This window comes from Caulobacter sp. GW821-FHT05F04 (assembly GCF_059419665.1).
This window is the reverse complement of the sequence record NZ_JBWKSF010000014.1, coordinates 1-16,000: the sequence shown is the minus strand read 5'-3', so window position 1 is coordinate 16,000 and position 16,000 is coordinate 1. Positions and strand designations below refer to the sequence as shown.

General features: G+C 68.8%; 18 protein-coding genes and 1 pseudogene. 7 read left to right on the top strand and 12 right to left on the bottom strand.

Annotated elements, in window-relative coordinates; genetic code table 11:
* The first annotated feature begins 8 nt into the window (after positions 1-8).
* Genes AC07R7_RS24620 through hemN form a run of 4 tightly spaced genes read left to right on the top strand, consistent with a single transcriptional unit; the run spans position 9 to position 3,266 of the window.
* On the top strand, positions 9-674 hold the full coding sequence (locus tag AC07R7_RS24620) for a carbonic anhydrase (protein WP_494636933.1): 666 nt from the start codon (positions 9-11) through the stop codon (positions 672-674).
* A complete protein-coding gene (gene mobA / locus AC07R7_RS24615) occupies positions 671-1,315 on the top strand; it encodes a molybdenum cofactor guanylyltransferase (protein ID WP_494636932.1) in 645 nt (214 codons plus the stop codon). The genes AC07R7_RS24620 and mobA overlap by 4 nt, the downstream gene beginning before the upstream one ends.
* A gap of 10 nt (positions 1,316-1,325) precedes the next feature.
* Positions 1,326-1,880 (top strand): SRPBCC domain-containing protein, encoded by a 555-nt coding sequence (locus AC07R7_RS24610; RefSeq protein ID WP_494636931.1) that lies wholly within the window; start codon positions 1,326-1,328, stop codon positions 1,878-1,880.
* A gap of 9 nt (positions 1,881-1,889) precedes the next feature.
* A complete protein-coding gene (gene hemN / locus AC07R7_RS24605; RefSeq protein WP_494636930.1) occupies positions 1,890-3,266 on the top strand; it encodes an oxygen-independent coproporphyrinogen III oxidase in 1,377 nt (458 codons plus the stop codon).
* Here hemN and AC07R7_RS24600 read toward each other — a convergent pair.
* The 6 genes from AC07R7_RS24600 to AC07R7_RS24575 all read right to left on the bottom strand — a co-directional run bounded on the left by AC07R7_RS24600 (position 3,229) and on the right by AC07R7_RS24575 (position 10,379).
* Positions 3,229-4,425, bottom strand: coding sequence for an NAD(P)/FAD-dependent oxidoreductase (locus tag AC07R7_RS24600; protein ID WP_494636929.1), 1,197 nt, complete (start codon positions 4,423-4,425; stop codon positions 3,229-3,231). The genes hemN and AC07R7_RS24600 overlap by 38 nt on opposite strands.
* Positions 4,422-5,330, bottom strand: coding sequence for a ubiquinone anaerobic biosynthesis protein UbiV (ubiV, locus tag AC07R7_RS24595; RefSeq protein WP_494636928.1), 909 nt, complete (start codon positions 5,328-5,330; stop codon positions 4,422-4,424). Before ubiV ends, AC07R7_RS24600 begins: the two co-directional genes overlap by 4 nt.
* Positions 5,327-6,319: a ubiquinone anaerobic biosynthesis protein UbiU gene (gene ubiU, locus AC07R7_RS24590; RefSeq protein WP_494636927.1), complete on the bottom strand. Its 993-nt coding sequence runs from the start codon at positions 6,317-6,319 to the stop codon at positions 5,327-5,329. The genes ubiV and ubiU overlap by 4 nt, the downstream gene beginning before the upstream one ends.
* The gene (gene ubiT, locus AC07R7_RS24585) at positions 6,319-6,789 is read right to left on the bottom strand and encodes a ubiquinone anaerobic biosynthesis accessory factor UbiT (protein ID WP_494636926.1); all 471 of its coding nucleotides are present in this window, start codon (positions 6,787-6,789) and stop codon (positions 6,319-6,321) included. Before ubiT ends, ubiU begins: the two co-directional genes overlap by 1 nt.
* Before the next feature lie 228 nt (positions 6,790-7,017).
* Complete coding sequence (locus AC07R7_RS24580) at positions 7,018-8,886, bottom strand: methyl-accepting chemotaxis protein (protein WP_494636925.1); 1,869 nt, start codon at positions 8,884-8,886, stop codon at positions 7,018-7,020.
* Positions 8,887-9,197: 311 nt separating this feature from the next.
* Complete coding sequence (locus AC07R7_RS24575; RefSeq protein WP_494636924.1) at positions 9,198-10,379, bottom strand: acyl-CoA dehydrogenase family protein; 1,182 nt, start codon at positions 10,377-10,379, stop codon at positions 9,198-9,200.
* A gap of 321 nt (positions 10,380-10,700) precedes the next feature.
* Between AC07R7_RS24575 and AC07R7_RS24570 the strand changes: the two genes are divergently transcribed.
* The 3 genes from AC07R7_RS24570 (at position 10,701) to AC07R7_RS24560 (ending at position 12,208) form a co-directional block, all read left to right on the top strand.
* Positions 10,701-11,174, top strand: coding sequence for a molybdenum cofactor biosynthesis protein MoaE (locus tag AC07R7_RS24570; protein WP_494636997.1), 474 nt, complete (start codon positions 10,701-10,703; stop codon positions 11,172-11,174).
* A complete protein-coding gene (gene moaC / locus AC07R7_RS24565; protein ID WP_494636923.1) occupies positions 11,171-11,677 on the top strand; it encodes a cyclic pyranopterin monophosphate synthase MoaC in 507 nt (168 codons plus the stop codon). The genes AC07R7_RS24570 and moaC overlap by 4 nt, the downstream gene beginning before the upstream one ends.
* Positions 11,678-11,800: 123 nt before the next feature.
* Positions 11,801-12,208 carry a ribonucleotide reductase subunit alpha gene (locus AC07R7_RS24560; RefSeq protein WP_494636922.1) on the top strand — a complete coding sequence of 136 codons (408 nt, stop codon included), beginning with the start codon at positions 11,801-11,803 and terminating at the stop codon, positions 12,206-12,208.
* 400 nt (positions 12,209-12,608) lie between these two features.
* Here the strand turns inward: AC07R7_RS24560 and AC07R7_RS24555 are convergent, their stop codons facing one another.
* From AC07R7_RS24555 to AC07R7_RS24530, 6 genes and pseudogenes are all read right to left on the bottom strand, one after another.
* Positions 12,609-12,779 carry a hypothetical protein gene (locus AC07R7_RS24555; RefSeq protein ID WP_494636921.1) on the bottom strand — a complete coding sequence of 57 codons (171 nt, stop codon included), beginning with the start codon at positions 12,777-12,779 and terminating at the stop codon, positions 12,609-12,611.
* A 169-nt stretch (positions 12,780-12,948) separates the two neighbouring features.
* A complete protein-coding gene (locus AC07R7_RS24550; protein ID WP_494636920.1) occupies positions 12,949-13,173 on the bottom strand; it encodes a DUF2274 domain-containing protein in 225 nt (74 codons plus the stop codon).
* Positions 13,170-14,330 carry a TraB/TrbI/VirB10 family type IV secretion system protein gene (locus AC07R7_RS24545; RefSeq protein WP_494636919.1) on the bottom strand — a complete coding sequence of 387 codons (1,161 nt, stop codon included), beginning with the start codon at positions 14,328-14,330 and terminating at the stop codon, positions 13,170-13,172. The genes AC07R7_RS24550 and AC07R7_RS24545 overlap by 4 nt, the downstream gene beginning before the upstream one ends.
* Positions 14,327-15,127: a P-type conjugative transfer protein TrbG gene (trbG, locus tag AC07R7_RS24540; protein WP_125157672.1), complete on the bottom strand. Its 801-nt coding sequence runs from the start codon at positions 15,125-15,127 to the stop codon at positions 14,327-14,329. Before trbG ends, AC07R7_RS24545 begins: the two co-directional genes overlap by 4 nt.
* The gene (trbF, locus tag AC07R7_RS24535) at positions 15,124-15,810 is read right to left on the bottom strand and encodes a conjugal transfer protein TrbF (RefSeq protein ID WP_125157671.1); all 687 of its coding nucleotides are present in this window, start codon (positions 15,808-15,810) and stop codon (positions 15,124-15,126) included. Before trbF ends, trbG begins: the two co-directional genes overlap by 4 nt.
* Positions 15,810-16,000: pseudogene (locus AC07R7_RS24530) on the bottom strand (P-type conjugative transfer protein TrbL); the annotation flags it as partial. The gene trbF and the pseudogene AC07R7_RS24530, both read right to left, overlap by 1 nt.

Below are 16,000 nucleotides of genomic sequence, written 5' to 3'. Positions count from 1 at the left end.
GGCAGGGCATGACCGAAGATCTGCTGACCAGCAACATGGCCTGGGTCGCCGGCCGCTATAACGATAGCGAGTTTTTCAGGCGCACGGCAGCTGAGCGCCAGACCGATTACCTCTGGCTGGGCTGCGCCGATAGCAGGCTCTCTGGACAGGAGCTGACCGATCTGCCGCCCGGCGCGATCTTCCATCATACCAATCCGGGAAACCTAGCCCCGCCTCTGGACGTCGGATTCCTGTCCAGCCTTCAGTTCTCGCTGGAAGTCTTGAAAGTGCGACACGTCGTGGTTTGCGGTCACTATGGCTGTGGGGTCATGGCCGCCGCGCTGTCACACACGCCGATTGATCTCCTTGATCGCTGGCTCGGCCCGGTGCGCGCCCTGGCCTCGCGTCACGCCGAGGCGTTGGAGACGATCATAGATCCGGGCGCTCGAGCCAATCGGCTTTGCGAGCTCAACGTGACCGCGCAACTGGTCAATCTCGCTGGCAATCCATTGGTCCAGGACGCATGGCGTCGCGGCCAGTCCCTTACGCTGCATGGCTGGATCCATTCGGCGGCCGATGGCCTGCTACGCGATCTGGAAACCACCATCAGTAGCTTGAAACAGGCGATGAGCTTCGTCGGCGGTCCAGTGCCGGAGGCCCCGCGGCGGCGAAGCGCGCGAAGGGCCTCATCATGAGCAAGCCGTGCGTTGCCGTGGTTCTCGCCGGCGGCGCGGGTTCGCGCATGGGCGGCGGCAAGCCGCTGCGGGCCTGGGGTGAGGTTTCGCTTGTGGCCCGCGCATTGGCCCTGGCGAGGGGCTATGCCGACGAGGTCGCCGTCGCCGTCCGCGACGCCGGGCAATTGGGCGACGGCGTGGGCGCCCCGCTGCTGTTTGATCATCCCGACATCCCCGGTCCGCTAGCTGGCCTGGCCTCCGCCCTGGCTTTCGCCCGCGCCCGCGGCGCAGCGCGGGTGCAGCTCCTGGCTTGCGACATGCCCTGCTTGCCCGCCGATCTGACCTGCCGCCTGGCCGCGGCCCTGGCTGAAGGCGCCGTGGTCGCCCTGCCCGCCAGCAACGGCCGGCTGCACCCAGTCTGCGGTCTGTGGAGCATAAAGGTCGAACCGGTGCTGACCCAATATCTGGCGCAGGGCCGCTCATCGCTCCGCGGCCTGGCCGAGACGGCGGGCCAGGTGACGGACGACTGGGGCGCGATCACCCCCGACCCGTTCGTCAACCTCAACACCCTGGCCGAGCTCGAGGCCCAGCAGCCTAGGCGACAAGCCAGCTTGACCCGGGTCAAGGCCCCCTCGCCCGTCCTGGCCCAGACTGTAGTCTAGGAGACCGCCGATGTTCGATCATGCCGAGCCGATCACCACCTTCCTGCGCCAGGGCGAGGTCATCGCCGTGCAGATTCGCCGGGGCTTCGACGCCTCGCCCGAGCGCCTGTGGGCCGCCCTGACCCAACCCGAGGATCTGGTCCAATGGCTGGCTCCAGGAACCATCGCGCTGGAGGTCGGCGGCGCCGTCCAATTGGACTTTGGCGACAGCGGCGTGGTCATCGACAGCCTGGTGACCGCGTATAAGCCAGGCCAGCTGTTGGAATACGGCTGGAGCGGCGCGGGTGAGGCGGCCCGCCCCCTGCGCTGGGAGATCGAAGCGGCCGGCGACGGCGCGCGCCTGACCCTTAGCTTGAACCTGCCCGCCAGCGAGGACGCCGGTCGCGCCGCCGCCGGCTGGGCGGCGCATCTGGACATGCTCGCCGCCGCCCTGGCCGAGGTTCCCATCCGCTTCCCCTACGCGCGGTTCCAAGCCGCCCGCGAGACCTTTCGCGCGCCGGTGGCGATCGCGCAGGCCGCCTGGGCGCTTGGCGCGACGCCGGCGGCCAACGCCGTCCCAGCCTGAGCCGCCGCCATGCCCCTCGCCCCTCTATCCGCCCGCCCCTCCGCCGACCTGATCGCCAAATATGACGGCCGCGCGCCGCGCTACACCAGCTATCCGCCGGCCACTCAGTTCACGCCGCAGGTCACCGCGGAGACCTATGGCGCATGGCTGCGGGACCTGCCGACCGACCAGGCCGTATCACTCTATCTTCACATCCCGTTCTGCGCCCGGCTGTGCTGGTACTGCGGCTGCAACACCCGGGCGGTGAACCGCCACGAACCGGTCGGCGACTATGTGCGCCTGCTGCTGGACGAGATCGACCTGCTGGGCGCCGCCCTGCCCGTGCGCCAGGCCGCGGGCGGGATCCATTTTGGCGGCGGCACCCCCAACATGCTATCGACCACAGAGGTCGACGCGATCTTCGACCGCCTGGGCCAGGTCTTCGATCTTGCGCCCGACATCGATATCGCCGTCGAGATGGATCCCGCCGTCCTGACCCAGGACTGGGTGCGCGCCGCCGCCGCCCGCGGCATGAACCGCGCCAGCCTGGGCGTGCAGAACCTGACCCCCGAGGTCCAGGCCGCCGTTAATCGCCGCGACACCTTCGAACACATCGCCGACTGCGTCGCCTGGCTGCGCGAGGCCAAGGTCGGCTCGATCAATCTCGACCTGATGTATGGCCTGCCCCACCAGACAACGGCCAACACCCTGTCGACCCTGGACCAGCTCCTGCCCCTGCGCCCCGAGCGGCTCGCCCTGTTCGGCTATGCACACGTCCCGTGGATGAAAAGCCACCAGCAGCTGATCGACGAGGCGGCCCTGCCCGGACCCCAGGCGCGCCTGGACCAGAGCGAAAGCGCCGCCGAACGGCTGGCGGCAGAAGGCTATGTGCGGATCGGCCTCGACCATTTCGCCCTGCCGGACGATCCGATGGCCAAGGCGTTGGCGGCCGGGACCCTGCGGCGCAACTTCCAGGGCTACACGACCGATCCGGCCGTCACCCTCCTGGGCATGGGCGCCTCGGCGATCGGCGGCCTGCCGCAGGGCTTCGTGCAGAACGCCGCCCATGAGCTGACCTGGCGCGCGGCGGTCAAGGAGGGCCGGCTGCCGGTGGCGCGCGGGGTCGTGATCAGCGACGATGATCGCTTCCGAGGCGAGATCATCGAGCGGCTGATGTGCGACTTCTCCGTCGACCTGGCGGCGGTCTGCGCGCGCCATGGCCGGCGGCCCAGCGACCTGGCCGCCGAGCTGGCGCGCCTGACCCCGTTCGTGGCCGACGGTCTGGCGCGGATCAGCGACGCCAAAATCGAAATTCTGCCGCCGGGCCGGCTGTTGGTGCGATCGATCGCGGCGGTGTTCGACGCCTATTTCAACGCCGAGGGCCAGCGCCACGCCAAGGCGATCTGATGGCGCATGGGACAGGTTCGAACCGGTTGGGCGCATAGGCCCGCGCTTCGACCCCATGGTCGATCAGATCGCCTGGGATTGGACGTCCCTCGAGCAGCGCCGCGGCCAGGCGGCCCATGGCTGGAGCGGTCTGGATGCCAAAGCCTCCTAGGCCCGCCAGCCAAAAGAACCCAGGATGCTGGGTCGACCAGCCCACGACCGGCGCCCGGTCGGGCGCGAAGGTCCGCAGGCCGGCCCATCGGCCGACCAGATGGCGCACCGGATGATCGGCGACGGCCTCGAACCGGGCCATGCCCAGGGCGACATCCATTTCCTCGGCGACCGCGTCGCAGGGCGTGCTCGGCGTCTCATTGGCCGGGGTGATCAACAGGCGACCGCCACAGGGCCGAAAATAGAAGCGCTCGTCGATGTCCTTGACCACCGGCCAGTCGGCGAAGTTGTTGTGGCCCGGGGCCTTGGCCAGCAGCACCGTCCGGCGCAGCGGCGCCAGCCCAAGCGGCGCGAGCCCTGCGGCGACCGCGGTCTCATCGGCCCAGGCCCCGGTGGCGTTGACCAGGACAGGCGCGCAGATCTCCGCGCCCTTACCCCGCACGCGCCACCCCGATCCGTCACGTTCCACAGCAGCGCGGCCGGCGCCGGCCACCAATTGGCCGCCGGCCTCGCGAACCTGGCGCAGGAAGGCCGCGTGCAATCGCGCCACGTCGAGATCGCCGGTCCCGGCTTCGATCAGCGCCGCGGCGACCGTCTCGGACCGGAGGATCGGCGCTCGCGCCTGGGCCGCTTGGCCGTCGAGCCAATCAAGCCGGACCCCGTGACGATCGGCGGCGTGGCGCGCGGCGAGGCGCTCGAGCCCACGGACCTGATCTGGACCGGCCAGGTGCATGACCGGCCGCGGCGCCAGAAGCGGCCGGCCAAAGCCCCGAGGCGGTTGGGTGAAGAAGCGCCGGCTGGCCGCCGTCAGCCCGGCGACCGCCTCACCGCCGTAGGAGGGAATATACATCGCTGCCGAACGGCCCGTCGTGTGATAGCCCAGCACAGGCTCGCGCTCGATCAGCGCCACCCGCACGCCCGCCGACAGGTGAGCGGCCAGGGCCGCGCCCGCCATTCCACCTCCCAGGACGACCACGTCGACCGATTGACGGCAAGGGTTGGCGGTCATGACCAGGTCATCCATCGTGCGCCTGCCTGGCCCTGGAGATAGCCGTTGACCAGTGGCCCCGGCGGATCGGCCGCGAGGATCGCCGGTCCCAGCTCGGCCGGGGGAAGATTCGCGTCGGCATAGGCGCGGAAGCTGGCGATCACCTTGGCCATGTCGCCCGAATGGGGCGAAAGGCGCAGGGCGGTGACGCCGGCCGCGCTCAAGTGCGCCAAGGGACTGTCGACGATCTGGACGCCGTGGGACAGGGTCTGGACGCCGTTGACCGCCAGGAAGCCGGCGTGGTCAAGCGTTTCGACGGCCAGGCCGTCGGGGTCGCGATCACAGACAAACTGGCAATTGTCCTTGTGCAGCCCATGTCTTCGCGCGTGATAGCAGCGTCCCGACAGAGCCAGCGGCAACCGGCCATAGGCGAAGATTTCGATCTCGAGACCTGGGCAGCGCATCGACAACCCCGCCAAGGCCGATAGCGACAATTCGATATTGGCGCACAGCCGCACGCAGCCGCGCGCGGTCAGTTCGGCCGCCGCGGCCTCGTTGTAGATGTTGAGCAAAGGCCCCGCGACGAAGGGCGCGCCGGCCGGACGTCGGGCCAGGGCGCTGATGTCATTGACCTCGATCAGGGCCGGATCGCTGGCCAGGGCCGCGGTCGCCTGGCGGTCGCGTGGCAAGGCGGGCAGCGCCAGGGTCGACCAAACAACGGTCTTGCCGGCCGCCTGCAAAACCTCAGCGGCTCGGCCCAAGGTGTCGGCCAGCAGGGGCCCACGTTTGCCGCACACCACCTCGCCCAGATAGACGCGATCGATCGCGGGATCGGCGGCGACCTGGTCATAGAAGGCCGCGGCGCGGGACGGCGACCAGTTGAACAGCAACGGTCCCAAGGCCAGCTCCATGCGTCGTGCTTTCATCGCCAGGACTTTCGGTAGGCCCCGGCGGTCTCGCGGCCGCCTTCGGCCAGGTTCGACAGCAGCGCCTCGTAGGGGGCGGTCGTTTCGCCGCGATCGAGCGCGTCCAGCGCGCCGCGAAAGGCCGCCGCCACCCGCGCGACATAGGCCTTGCCACGTTGGCGGCCTTCGACCTTCACGGCGGTGACGCCAGCCTTGGCCAGATCGGCCAGAAGGCTCATGGCGTTGAGGCTGACGGGCTCCTCGAACAGATAGGACGCCTCGCCGCCGGCCGTGAAGCGGCCCTTGCACAGCGTCGGATAGCCGGCGGTCTCGCCCGCTGCGAAGCGGTCGAGGGTGAAACCCGCCAGGCGCGAGGTGAGCTGACCCTGCTGGTCCTCGAACGACACCGCTTCGGGCGGCGAGCAGACGCCCGAGAGATTGGGCGAGCGACCGGTGGCGTAGGACGACATGGCGCAGCGGCCTTCGGCCATCACACAAAGGCCGCCGAACACGAAGGCCTCGGTCTCGACACTGATCGAGCGATTGAGCGCGGCGATCTCGGGGGCCGACAGCACCCGCGGCAACACCACACGCCGCACGCCATAGGTCTTGGCGTAGTAGTCGATGGCGTCAGCCGAACCGGCCGCCGCCTGCACCGAAAGATGCAACCTCATTTGCGGGTGGGCGTCGCGCGCATAGGCTAAGACCCCCAGGTCGGCGACGATGATGGCGTCGACGCCCGTTCGAGCCGCCGCATCGACCGAAGCGCGCCAAGTTGCCACCGCCCCCACCCTGGCGAAGGTGTTGATCGCCACCAACACCTTGGCGCCCCGCTCATGGGCCCAGTCGGCGGCGACCTGCAATTCCGCGGGCGAGAAGTTCAGGCCTGGAAAGTTGCGGGCGTTGGTTTCGTCACGCAGGCCGCAATAGACGCTGTCGGCGCCGGCCTCGATGGCGGCGCGCAGCATGGCCGGCGATCCGGCCGGGCAGACGAGCTCGATGCGCGACATCAGAGGTCGGCTCCGCCGCGTGGGGCCAAGCGCCTAAGCCAAAAGGCCAGGCCAGCATTGGCCATGGCGCCGGCCGGCGCAGCCAGGCCCAGCAAATCAGCCACCGTCAACTCCGCCGCCTCGAGCGCGTTGTGCAGGGCCATGACCGCCCCGATGTCGCCCTCGACCTTGATGCTGCGCGAAAAGAACGCCGCGTCGGCGTCGACCGAGCCGTCGAACAGGCCCAGCAGCGCGCTCAGGCGGCCGCCTACCCGCGCGGTGGCCGCCATCGGCGCCGTGGCCCGCGCGACGCGCACCGAGCCCGACTCGCCTCGCGGCGACAGTTGAAAGACCACAGGCCAGTCTTCGGGCGCGAGAATGAACCGCGCCTCTTGATAGGTGCCCAGGCGCTCGAAGATCTCTGGCCGCCGCCGCGCCACCTGTCGCAAACCACCGGTCAAAACCTGTTCGACCGGATGACGCAGAGCCATCAACATATCGGCCGCGAGGTGATCGGCCGATGGACGTGATCGCCCTGTCCAAGTCGTCTTTCGGCGATATCGCGTTGACATGAAGCGCCCTCTTGAGGGCTCGGGATATGCCTTGCCGCCTGCGGCGCGCGATAGGGCGTTGAAGGGGTCGCGAGTGCGCACAATGAGCAAGTCGAACCTTGCCGATGATCAAGTCCGCCAGGGCCCGACCTAGAAATCCTCCCAGGTTTACAGGGCGACCCCATGGGCTCGCGCCGCGCCGCCGCCGAAGCTTGGCCGATAAACGCTCGCCGTCGCGCGCTCACCGCGGACCGGCGGCGTCGAAGACGACCCGACCAGACGAAACTGAGCCATGGATCGCGACAGTTCGGCCGCTTCATTGGCCAGCGAAACGCTGGCGGCGGTGCTCTGCTCCACCATCGCGGCGTTCTGCTGGGTGACCTGGTCCATCTGATTGACCGCCGTATTGACCTGTTGCAGGCCGGTGGCCTGTTCCTGGGCCGAGGCCGAAATCGACTCGACGATGCCGGTGATCCGTCCCACCAGGTCGGCGATATGGGTCAGGGCCGCGCCGGTTTGGCCGACCAGATCCACCCCCGCATCGACCTGACGCGAGGAGGCGCCGATTAGCAGGCGAATTTCCTTGGCCGCGCTTGCCGACCGCTGGGCCAGGGCGCGCACCTCTTGGGCGACCACGGCAAAACCGCGGCCTGCGTCACCCGCCCGGGCGGCCTCGACCCCGGCGTTGAGGGCCAGGAGGTTGGTCTGGAAAGCGATCTCGTCGATCACGCCGACGATCTGGTCGATCTGACCAGCGGAGGCCTGAATGGCGCTCATCGAGTCCACCGCGCGGTTGACCAGGTCGACGCTGCGATCGGTCTCGTCCTTGGCGGCCGCGACGATCTGGTGGGCGTCGGTCGAGCCCTCGGCGGTCCGCATGACCGTGCCGGTGATCTCATCAAGCGTCGCAGCGGTCTCCTCAAGGCTGGCGGCTTGTTGTTCGGTGCGCCGCGACAGGTCGCTGGCCGCCTCGCTGATTTCCTGGGAGCCTGAGCCGATCGCCTCGGCGTTGAGAATGATCAGGCCCATGGTGTCATTGAGCTTGGCCACCGCGGCATTGAAGTCGGCGCGAAGCTGTTCGTATTCAGGCGCGAAAGTCTGCGTCAGGCGTTGAGTCAGGTCGCCGGCCGAAAGTTTGCCCAAACCGTCGGCGATGGCGGCGACCACGGCCGCCTGCTGCCCCGCCGCCAGGGCGCGTTGGTCCTCATGCTCCTGGCGTTCAGCCTCGGCGGCGGCGCGCTGGGCGGCGGTCAGGGTTTCCAGATCCTGCTTCTCAATGGCGTTCTGGCGAAAGATCAGCACCGCCTGGGCCATGTCGCCGACCTCGTCACGGCGACCGATCGCCGGGATTTCCACATCGTGACGTCCGGCCGCCAGGGCGCCCATTGTTTGGGTCATGTCCGCCACAGGGACCGCGACGCCGCAGGTCAGGAGCCATCCGGCGAGGCCAGCGAGCGCCACCACGGCGCCAGATCCCAGCCACAGGATCAGGGTCGAATGACTGACCGCCGCGCGATGGGCCAAGGTGCGACGCTGATAGACCTGGTCAATACTGCGCGCGATGGTGGCGCTGAGCGCCTGGGCCGCCGCCAGCTTGCCCCCGCTGATCATGGCCACCGCCTGCGGTCGGCTCGCTGGGTCACTCGCCAGGCGGATTTGGTTCAGGGCTACGTCGCGCCGCCAGGCGTTGGCGGCGGCGTCCATCTGACCGACCAGCGCCAGGTTCTTGCGATCGGTTGCGACCCGACGCAGATGCCTAAGCGCGGCGTCATAGGCGCGCCCTTCCTGGCGATAATGATCAACGAAGGCGGAATCTTGAGTGGCGACGAACGCGCGCACGGCGCTTTCCTGCGCCAGCAGCGCGGTGTCCATCGCCGCGCGATCTTCCATCACCATCTTGGTGATGTCCTTGGACGCCGCCGCGGCGGTTATGGTCGATAGGTTGAAATGAACAGTGGCGCTGACGCCGATAAAGACGGCGATGATCGCGCTGAAGGCGACGAACAGTTTTCGCGAGATGCGAAGATGCGACAGCATGGGGGTCTCGGGACTGACGAACACCTCACGCCCGGATGGGCGATCTGAGACGGCGCGAGGCAAGCGAGCGCCTGGTCCACGCACCAGGATCGAACACCAGGGCTGCCAAAGGGAAGGGCCGCATCCAGTGTTGCGATCAGCCTGACACAGGCTGCTCCGGCTGTAATTGACCCCCGTCAGCTCCGGTCTGGTTGAATGTCAGGAGTCCGCAAAGCGAAGGTCTACGCGGCGCATGGGTCGGCTCGAAAGCCGCCGTGATAGGCCCCGCTCGTCTCGGGTTCAGGGCTCTCGGGACGCCCCCGACGCAGCGATCAGCCCGCCGTCAGCAAGGCCCGCGCGATGATGTCGCGCTGCATCTCGCTAGCTCCCGAATAAATTGTCGCGGCGCGCAAGCACAGGCGCCGCGCCATGGCTCGCGCGCCGACGTCCAGCGCCTCGCCGCCGGTCAGGTCGGCGGCCACGTCCAGGGCGTCGAGCGTTGCCGACGCCGCGTCGCCGGCGATCTCCATCGCCAGCTCGGCCACCTGCTGATGCAGTTGGCTGCCGACCAGCTTGAGCATGGACGGGGCCGTCTGATCGTGAGGGCCGGGGCGACCCGATGGAAGCGCCGCAAGCTCCAGCTGCTCGAAGGCGTCCACCTCGATCGCCAGGCTCGTCAGGCGGCGGCACAGGTCTGGATCGACGCTCAGCCCTGCCCGGTCCAGTTGCCCGGCGGCGTGGCGGAAGGCGCGACGCACCAGGGCCGCGGGGGTGTTGTTGGCGCGGGCCAATTGCATCAGGCGCTTGGCCATCGTCCAGCCGTCATGCTCGGCCCCGACCCGGTTATCGACCGGCACGACCACCTCGTCGAAGAACACCTGGTTGAACTCGTGTTGACCCGCCAGATCGAGGATCGGCGCCACCGTCAGGCCGGGGCTATCCATGTCGATGAGCAGGAAGGTCAGTCCGTGCTGACGGCGCTGGCCGTCGGCGGTGCGGAATATGCCAAACATCCGATTGGCCAGATGGGCTCCGGTGGTCCAGATCTTGGTCCCGCTGACATGATAGGCCTCGCCGCGACGGACCGCGCGACACGACACCGCCGCCAGGTCCGACCCCGCCCCCGGTTCGGAGAACCCTTGGCACCAGAGATCTCGCCCCGACAGGATCGGCTCCAGATAGCGGGCGCGCTGGGCGTCGCTGCCCAGTTCGATCAACAGTGGCCCGAGGCTCCGCAGGCCACCGGCGAACAGGACCGGCGCATCGTTCAACGCGCATTCGCGATCGAACAGGAAACGCTGGCGAGCGCTCCAACCTGTCCCGCCCCAGGACGCCGGCCAGGCCGGGGCGATCCAACCGCGCGCGAACAATCGCGCGTGCCAGATCCGGCACGCCTCGATCTCGGAATGGACGCCCAGGGTTCGTCGGCCCGCCCGCCGTAGGTCGGGTGTGAGCGCCTCCTCGAGGAAGGCGCTCACCAAGGCCAAGAAGGCCTCATCCGACACCGATCGCATCGAAACTGGATCCGGAAGGGGGGTTGCTCGATGAACCACTAAGCCGATCCTGGCCCCGCGCGATCCGCGGCCCTCTCCTCCTAGGCCGCCCAGAGGGCTCACGCCTTGATGAACCGCAACCGCCATCGACAAAGTCGCCGTCCGCCAGCTTGATGGGCGGCAAGTCCGGACACGACAGCCATGCGGCATCGTCGCAAGGCCCGGATTCGCCCTTGCTTGCCCCGTTGGCGCGCCTATCGTCCGCGCCGCATGAGCTCACCTGTTTCTCCATCGTCGGGCGGCCTAGACGACGGTGACGTCGCCACGGCAACCCGACGGCCGATCATCACCCTGACCCAACAGCCCTTCGCGCCCGGCGTGCTGCTCGACGCCTTTTGCCGCGGTCGCGCTGAGGTCGGTGCGATAGCGAGCTTCACGGGCCTGGCGAGGGCCGAAGGCGGCGCGGCCCAGATCCTTGAGCTGGAGGCCTATCCAGGTTTCACCGACGCGGTGATCGCCGACTTCGCAGAGCGGGCCAAGACGCGGTTCGCGTTGTTGGACTACAAAATCGTCCATCGCACGGGGTCCATCGCCCCCGGCGAGGCGATCGTCTTCGTGGCCACGGCCGCGGGCCACCGTCGCGCGGCCTTCGAAGCCTGCGATTTCCTGATGGATTATCTGAAAAGTCAGGCCCCGTTCTGGAAAAAGCAGCATGGCCCAGACGGCGTCCGTTGGATCGAGCCGACCGCCCAGGACCATAACGACGTAGGGCGATGGGATCGCTCGCGCCTTCCCACCGAGGATCTTGCCCAATGACTCGCCTGACCCACATCGACGACGAGGGACGGGCCAGGATGGTCGACGTCACGGGCAAGGCGTCGACGACCCGCGAAGCGGTGGCGGCTGGCTTCGTGCGCATGACGCCCGCGACCCTGGCCCTGGCGCAGTCGGGGACCGGCGCCAAAGGTGAGGTGCGAGCGGTGGCCGAGATCGCCGGGGTGATGGCCGCCAAGAAAACGTCCGACCTGATCCCGCTGTGCCACCCCTTGGCCCTGTCCAAGGTTGAGGTCTGCGTCGAGCCCGGCGAGGGCGGATTGGCGGTGACGGCGCGGGTCAAGACCACCGGCCCGACCGGGGTAGAAATGGAAGCCTTGACCGCCGTCTCGGTGGCCTGCCTGACCATCTATGACATGCTCAAGGCGGCCGAGAAGGGCATGGTCATCGAGGCTGTGCGTCTGACCGCCAAGAGTGGCGGCAAGTCAGGAGCCTGGCTTTCATCGCCCCCGGGCGATGCTGCCCAATCCCGCCCCCTTCCGTGACGGCGGCCTTTCGCCTCGTCGCCGGTGGCGCCGAGCAGGATAGAGGTCCAGGCTGATGTCGTGTCCAGGCGACCTTGATCTCGCGCAAGGGCTTGGTCTGTCAAATACCCCAAAGGTGCGCCCATGACCGAAGACTCCCACTTTCAGCAACTGCTGAAGACCGCCGCCGCCCAGGTGCAGCCTCATCGCCTGCTGTTTGTGTTCGCTGGCGCCGAACTGCCCGATCATCCGACCCCGACGCAGCGGGTAAACTTCCTGGCCGGACGCGGCGGCGCCTTAGCGGCGCTGATGTGTGTCGACAAAGCCCCTGACGAGCTGTCTGACTTCGACAGCTTGGCTCGCGAATCCAAGGACGCGGGACCGCCCTGGCAGGTTGTGTTCGCCGCCGCCCTGTCCGGGCGCGACGGAAGCCCCCCGGCCAAGGCCGAGATCGACGCGGCGCTCAAGACAATGGTCGACGCCGTGCGGGTGGGTGGCGTCGATCGATACGCCGCCTTCGGCCCCAACGGCGATCCGCTTCATTTCCACTGAGCCGGCCGATTGGTGATCTTAGGCAGTCGGGTCAGAGAGGACCGCGCGCTCGCCCGCCCCCCGGCACGCGAACTTGGCCGATCCCCCCAGCATTGTGATCGTTTTCCGCGGCCGCTCGGCGGACATGGGCTCGCAAGCCTTCCGTCGCGGGCTCAATGATCGTCCCATAAGACGAACCGACGCCGACCTTCAACCGGGCAAGGTAGAAAAACACAATTGACCGGAGAGCAACGGTCCATGCGCGTTGGTTATGCCTGTAAGGACGGCGGAACCGTCCCGGCGCCCATCAGGCCAAGCTCTGTCTAGAGGGATTGTCGACCTGCTGGGTGCGCTCAGCCGAGCTTACCGAGCAGCGCCGCGCACCGCGGCTTCAGTTCGCGAGATTGGGATGGCTCTGCAGCTAGGCTCCGAAGGCGTGGATGTCCCCCGCATGGCCGGAGGACCAGCCCTCGCCATGGAGCAGCGCGCTATTAAGTTGCTGGACCTGGCGGCGGGGGTCGGGAGCGCTGGCATAGCCGCGCAGCAGCCGGCGAGCCATCACAAGCGCCTCGGCGCGGGTGGTTTTGAACACAACAGGACGTCCCAAAATTACGGAACCGGCCAGCGCCGACAGCAGCGATCTAAGAGGGCTGCCATCCCATGACCACCCCACAACGCGCCGCTCGAACACTCACGCGATAACGAGCGGCGCGCTGGCATGATCCTGGCCGGCTCTTGCTCGAAATCAAAGGCGACCGACGTTAGGTCCTTCGAGCCCTGCGGCCGCGCGTGAAGCCGCGATCGCTTTCCATGAAGCGGCCGACCATCGGCACAATCAGCTTGCCTGGCTCGGCGACCTTGGCGTTCGTCTCGGCCGCTAGTTGCTTGCCGTATTCGAGCAGATCGCGATGCAGGGCCGCGGGCAGTTCCACCGTGACCTTCACGGGGGTGTCGTCCTCGATAGGACCCAGTTTCAGCTTGCTCATTGAGGGCGTCCCACGGTGTAGGGTTCGAGCACCAGGTCACGCGACAGCAACACGCGCAGGGGCGCGCCGGGTCGGATCGTCAGGGTCGGGGTGAGGGACAGGCTGCGGCCGACGGCCTGCTGGCCGACGTTGCTGATCGACTGGCTGGCGCCGCGGCGGATCGCCCGCTCCAGGTCGTCCCCGCTGCTCGACTGTCCCGCCTCCGCGCCGATCGCCAGGACCGTGCTGAGCGCGGCGGCGGCGAGCACCGCCTTGCCGTGCCGGTCGACGCCATCGGCCAGCCCGGCCATGCCTTGGGCGTCGGCGCCCGGCAGCTTGTCGAGGATGATCGAACGTCCCGAGGGCAGGATCAGCCGCGTCCACGCCACCGACAGCCGGCTCTGGCCGACGTGGGTGGCGGTTTCGTATTGCCCGATCAGCCGGGATCCGGCCGGGACCAGGAGGTGATGGCCGCCCAGGCTGTCGAAGACATCCTGACTGACCTGGGCGATGGCCAGACCCGCCGCGTCCGATCGAAGGCCCGTCACCAGGGCCGCTGGAATGATCGATCCGGCCTGTAGCAGATAGGGCGAGGCCGGCGGCTGCAGCCGCTCGGGGCTGGTCGCCCGCTCGTCGGCGATGCTGGCGACTGCCGGGCCCGCCGAAGCGACAGGCGGCGACGTCTGCTCACCGCCCTTCACCGTCGCCGCCGCGAAGAGACCGGCTTTGCGCGCCGTCTGACGGGCCAGGACCGCTGGGTCCACCGCCACCGGCCTCTCGACCGGACGCGGGGTCACTGGCGGCGGCAAAGAGGTCGCCTGCTCCGACGGCGCGGCTGTAGCGTCAAGCCCGCGAGCGCGCTGGGCGCTGAGCATGGGCCGGCCAAGATCGCCCGGCAGCGGCGGCCCCAGCACCGGAACCTGCCGACGTTGCAGGTAGTCGCGCGGCAAGCCGGTGACCGCTTCGGGCGGCGAGGCGGCAGGCTGGAACACCGGCTGGGCGGCGGAACGCTCCTTTTCGCGCAGCGACCACGCCACGGCGGCGGCCACGCCGATCGCCACAACGCTAGCGGTGATGATCAGGGCCTTGCGCGAGACGCGCGCCACGGGCTTGGCCGCGCCTCGCAGGCGCAAACTCTTGGCGATGGCCTGCTGTTCTTGATCGACAGGCGGGGTCATTGGCCGACCTCCCGCCCAGACGCCGTTCGCTCGATGCGGATGCGGCGTTCCCATCGTTTCAGGCCAAAGCGCAGCTCGGCGCGGTCGAACAGCCGATCGACCACCAGCCGACGACCTTCGAGGCGATAGTTGATCAGTTCCGAGGTCTTGCCGTCGGGTCCCAGACCGTAGAGCGGCGGCAGGTCGGACAGGGCGATCGCGGGACCAAACTCGACATAGGTCCGTGCGCCGTCGTCATAGACCCGCGCTGGCCGCCAGCGCGCCTCGCCCGTGATGCGATAGCCGAGATTGAACGTCACCGGCGCTGGCGGAGCCGGCGGTGACACCAAGACGACCGGCTTGACCGGGACCGTCGACGCCAGGTTCGGCGCTTGCGGATACCGCCAGGCCACCTGCGAAAGATAGGCGCGCGGCGAGGCGCGCATCGACAGGTGATAGCTGCGCCGACTGGTGTTGATGATCAGGTTGGTCGAAAGGCCCGCCTCAACGGGCTTGACCAGGACATGGACGCGGCGGCTCTCCCCCTCCCCGCTCGTGGTGTCGCCGATCACCCAGCGGGCGGTGTCGCCGGCGGCGATCGGATTGGTCTCGACCAGGGCTTCGCCCGGCTCCAGGACGATGTCGGTGATCCGGCCTGGCGCGGCGACCAGCTCGAACACCCCGCGCTCGACGAAGAGATACTCCGTGGCCGCCACCGCCTGCACAGTCCGGTCGGCGGCCTTGTGGGCCGGCGCCGCCAAGCCGGCCGCCGGCGTCGCGAGCCCCGCCAGCGCGATCATCAGCATCGAGCGGGTCATGCGCCGTACTCCCGGGACCACGAAATCGCCCGCACGAAGATCCCGAACGGGTTCTTGACGAAGGCCTCCGGCGAGGTCGGCGCGGCGATCACCAGGGTCAGGATGGCGCTCCAACGCTGGGTCGAGACCAGCTGGCCATCGACATAGCGCCGCTCCGTCCAGGCCAGGCGGAAGCTGTCGGGCGAGGCGCGCACGACATTGGTGACGTCGACGGAGACCTGCGCCTTGCCGACCTCTACGAAGGGATCAGCGCCCCGCGCATAGTCCGACAGGGCCGCCGCGCCCGCCGCGTCGGTGAAGTCGTAGGCGCGCCGCCAGTTCTGGCCCAGCACCACCGGGTCGGCCGGCAGGGCGCGGGTGTTCTCGATGAAGCGCGACAGGGTCCAGGCAATGACCGGATCGGGCGGACGATAGCCGCGAACCGCAGGGCCGACCGCGAGGGTCTGGCCGAGGCGATCGACCTCGACGACCCACGGCGTGACGGTGCCCCGCGCGGCCTGCCAGATCATGCCGCCGGACTGGACGATGTTGCTGGCCAGCAGGCCCAGGGCGATCAGCCGCCAGTTGGCGGCCTGGACCCGGGCCGAACCGATGCGCTGGTCCCAGGCCTGGCCGGCGCGCTGGTAAGGGGTTTCAGGGACGGGGGTCGCGCCCAGGCGCGAGGGACCCTTGAAGGGGTTCATCAGCTTTGCTCCGAGAGAGAGGGACTGGCGCCGCCGCTGTGGTCGTCGCCGCTGGCCAGGCCGTGGGCGGCCAGGCTCGCGCCATGGGCCAGGGCCTGCTGTTGCTTGAGATCGCGCGCCCAGGCCGGCGCCTCGGCGGCCGGGGCCTCGCCCGCGCCGGACGACGCGGCGCCCGCGCCGGGCTCGCCGC

Bases quoted from the DNA above. Each gene is read 5' to 3' on its own strand.
- AC07R7_RS24610 (WP_494636931.1), top strand. From the start codon at position 1,326: ATGTTCGATCATGCCGAGCCGATCACCACCTTCCTGCGCCAGGGCGAG.
- AC07R7_RS24545 (WP_494636919.1), bottom strand. From the start codon at position 14,330: ATGACCCCGCCTGTCGATCAAGAACAGCAGGCCATCGCCAAGAGTTTG.
- moaC (WP_494636923.1), top strand. From the start codon at position 11,171: ATGACTCGCCTGACCCACATCGACGACGAGGGACGGGCCAGGATGGTC.
- AC07R7_RS24575 (WP_494636924.1), bottom strand. From the start codon at position 10,379: ATGCGATCGGTGTCGGATGAGGCCTTCTTGGCCTTGGTGAGCGCCTTC.
- ubiU (WP_494636927.1), bottom strand. From the start codon at position 6,319: ATGTCGCGCATCGAGCTCGTCTGCCCGGCCGGATCGCCGGCCATGCTG.
- ubiT (WP_494636926.1), bottom strand. From the start codon at position 6,789: ATGGCTCTGCGTCATCCGGTCGAACAGGTTTTGACCGGTGGTTTGCGA.
- AC07R7_RS24600 (WP_494636929.1), bottom strand. From the start codon at position 4,425: ATGACCGCCAACCCTTGCCGTCAATCGGTCGACGTGGTCGTCCTGGGA.
- ubiV (WP_494636928.1), bottom strand. From the start codon at position 5,330: ATGAAAGCACGACGCATGGAGCTGGCCTTGGGACCGTTGCTGTTCAAC.
- hemN (WP_494636930.1), top strand. From the start codon at position 1,890: ATGCCCCTCGCCCCTCTATCCGCCCGCCCCTCCGCCGACCTGATCGCC.
- trbF (WP_125157671.1), bottom strand. From the start codon at position 15,810: ATGAACCCCTTCAAGGGTCCCTCGCGCCTGGGCGCGACCCCCGTCCCT.
- AC07R7_RS24620 (WP_494636933.1), top strand. From the start codon at position 9: ATGACCGAAGATCTGCTGACCAGCAACATGGCCTGGGTCGCCGGCCGC.
- AC07R7_RS24550 (WP_494636920.1), bottom strand. From the start codon at position 13,173: ATGAGCAAGCTGAAACTGGGTCCTATCGAGGACGACACCCCCGTGAAG.
- mobA (WP_494636932.1), top strand. From the start codon at position 671: ATGAGCAAGCCGTGCGTTGCCGTGGTTCTCGCCGGCGGCGCGGGTTCG.
- AC07R7_RS24560 (WP_494636922.1), top strand. From the start codon at position 11,801: ATGACCGAAGACTCCCACTTTCAGCAACTGCTGAAGACCGCCGCCGCC.
- trbG (WP_125157672.1), bottom strand. From the start codon at position 15,127: ATGACCCGCTCGATGCTGATGATCGCGCTGGCGGGGCTCGCGACGCCG.
- AC07R7_RS24580 (WP_494636925.1), bottom strand. From the start codon at position 8,886: ATGCTGTCGCATCTTCGCATCTCGCGAAAACTGTTCGTCGCCTTCAGC.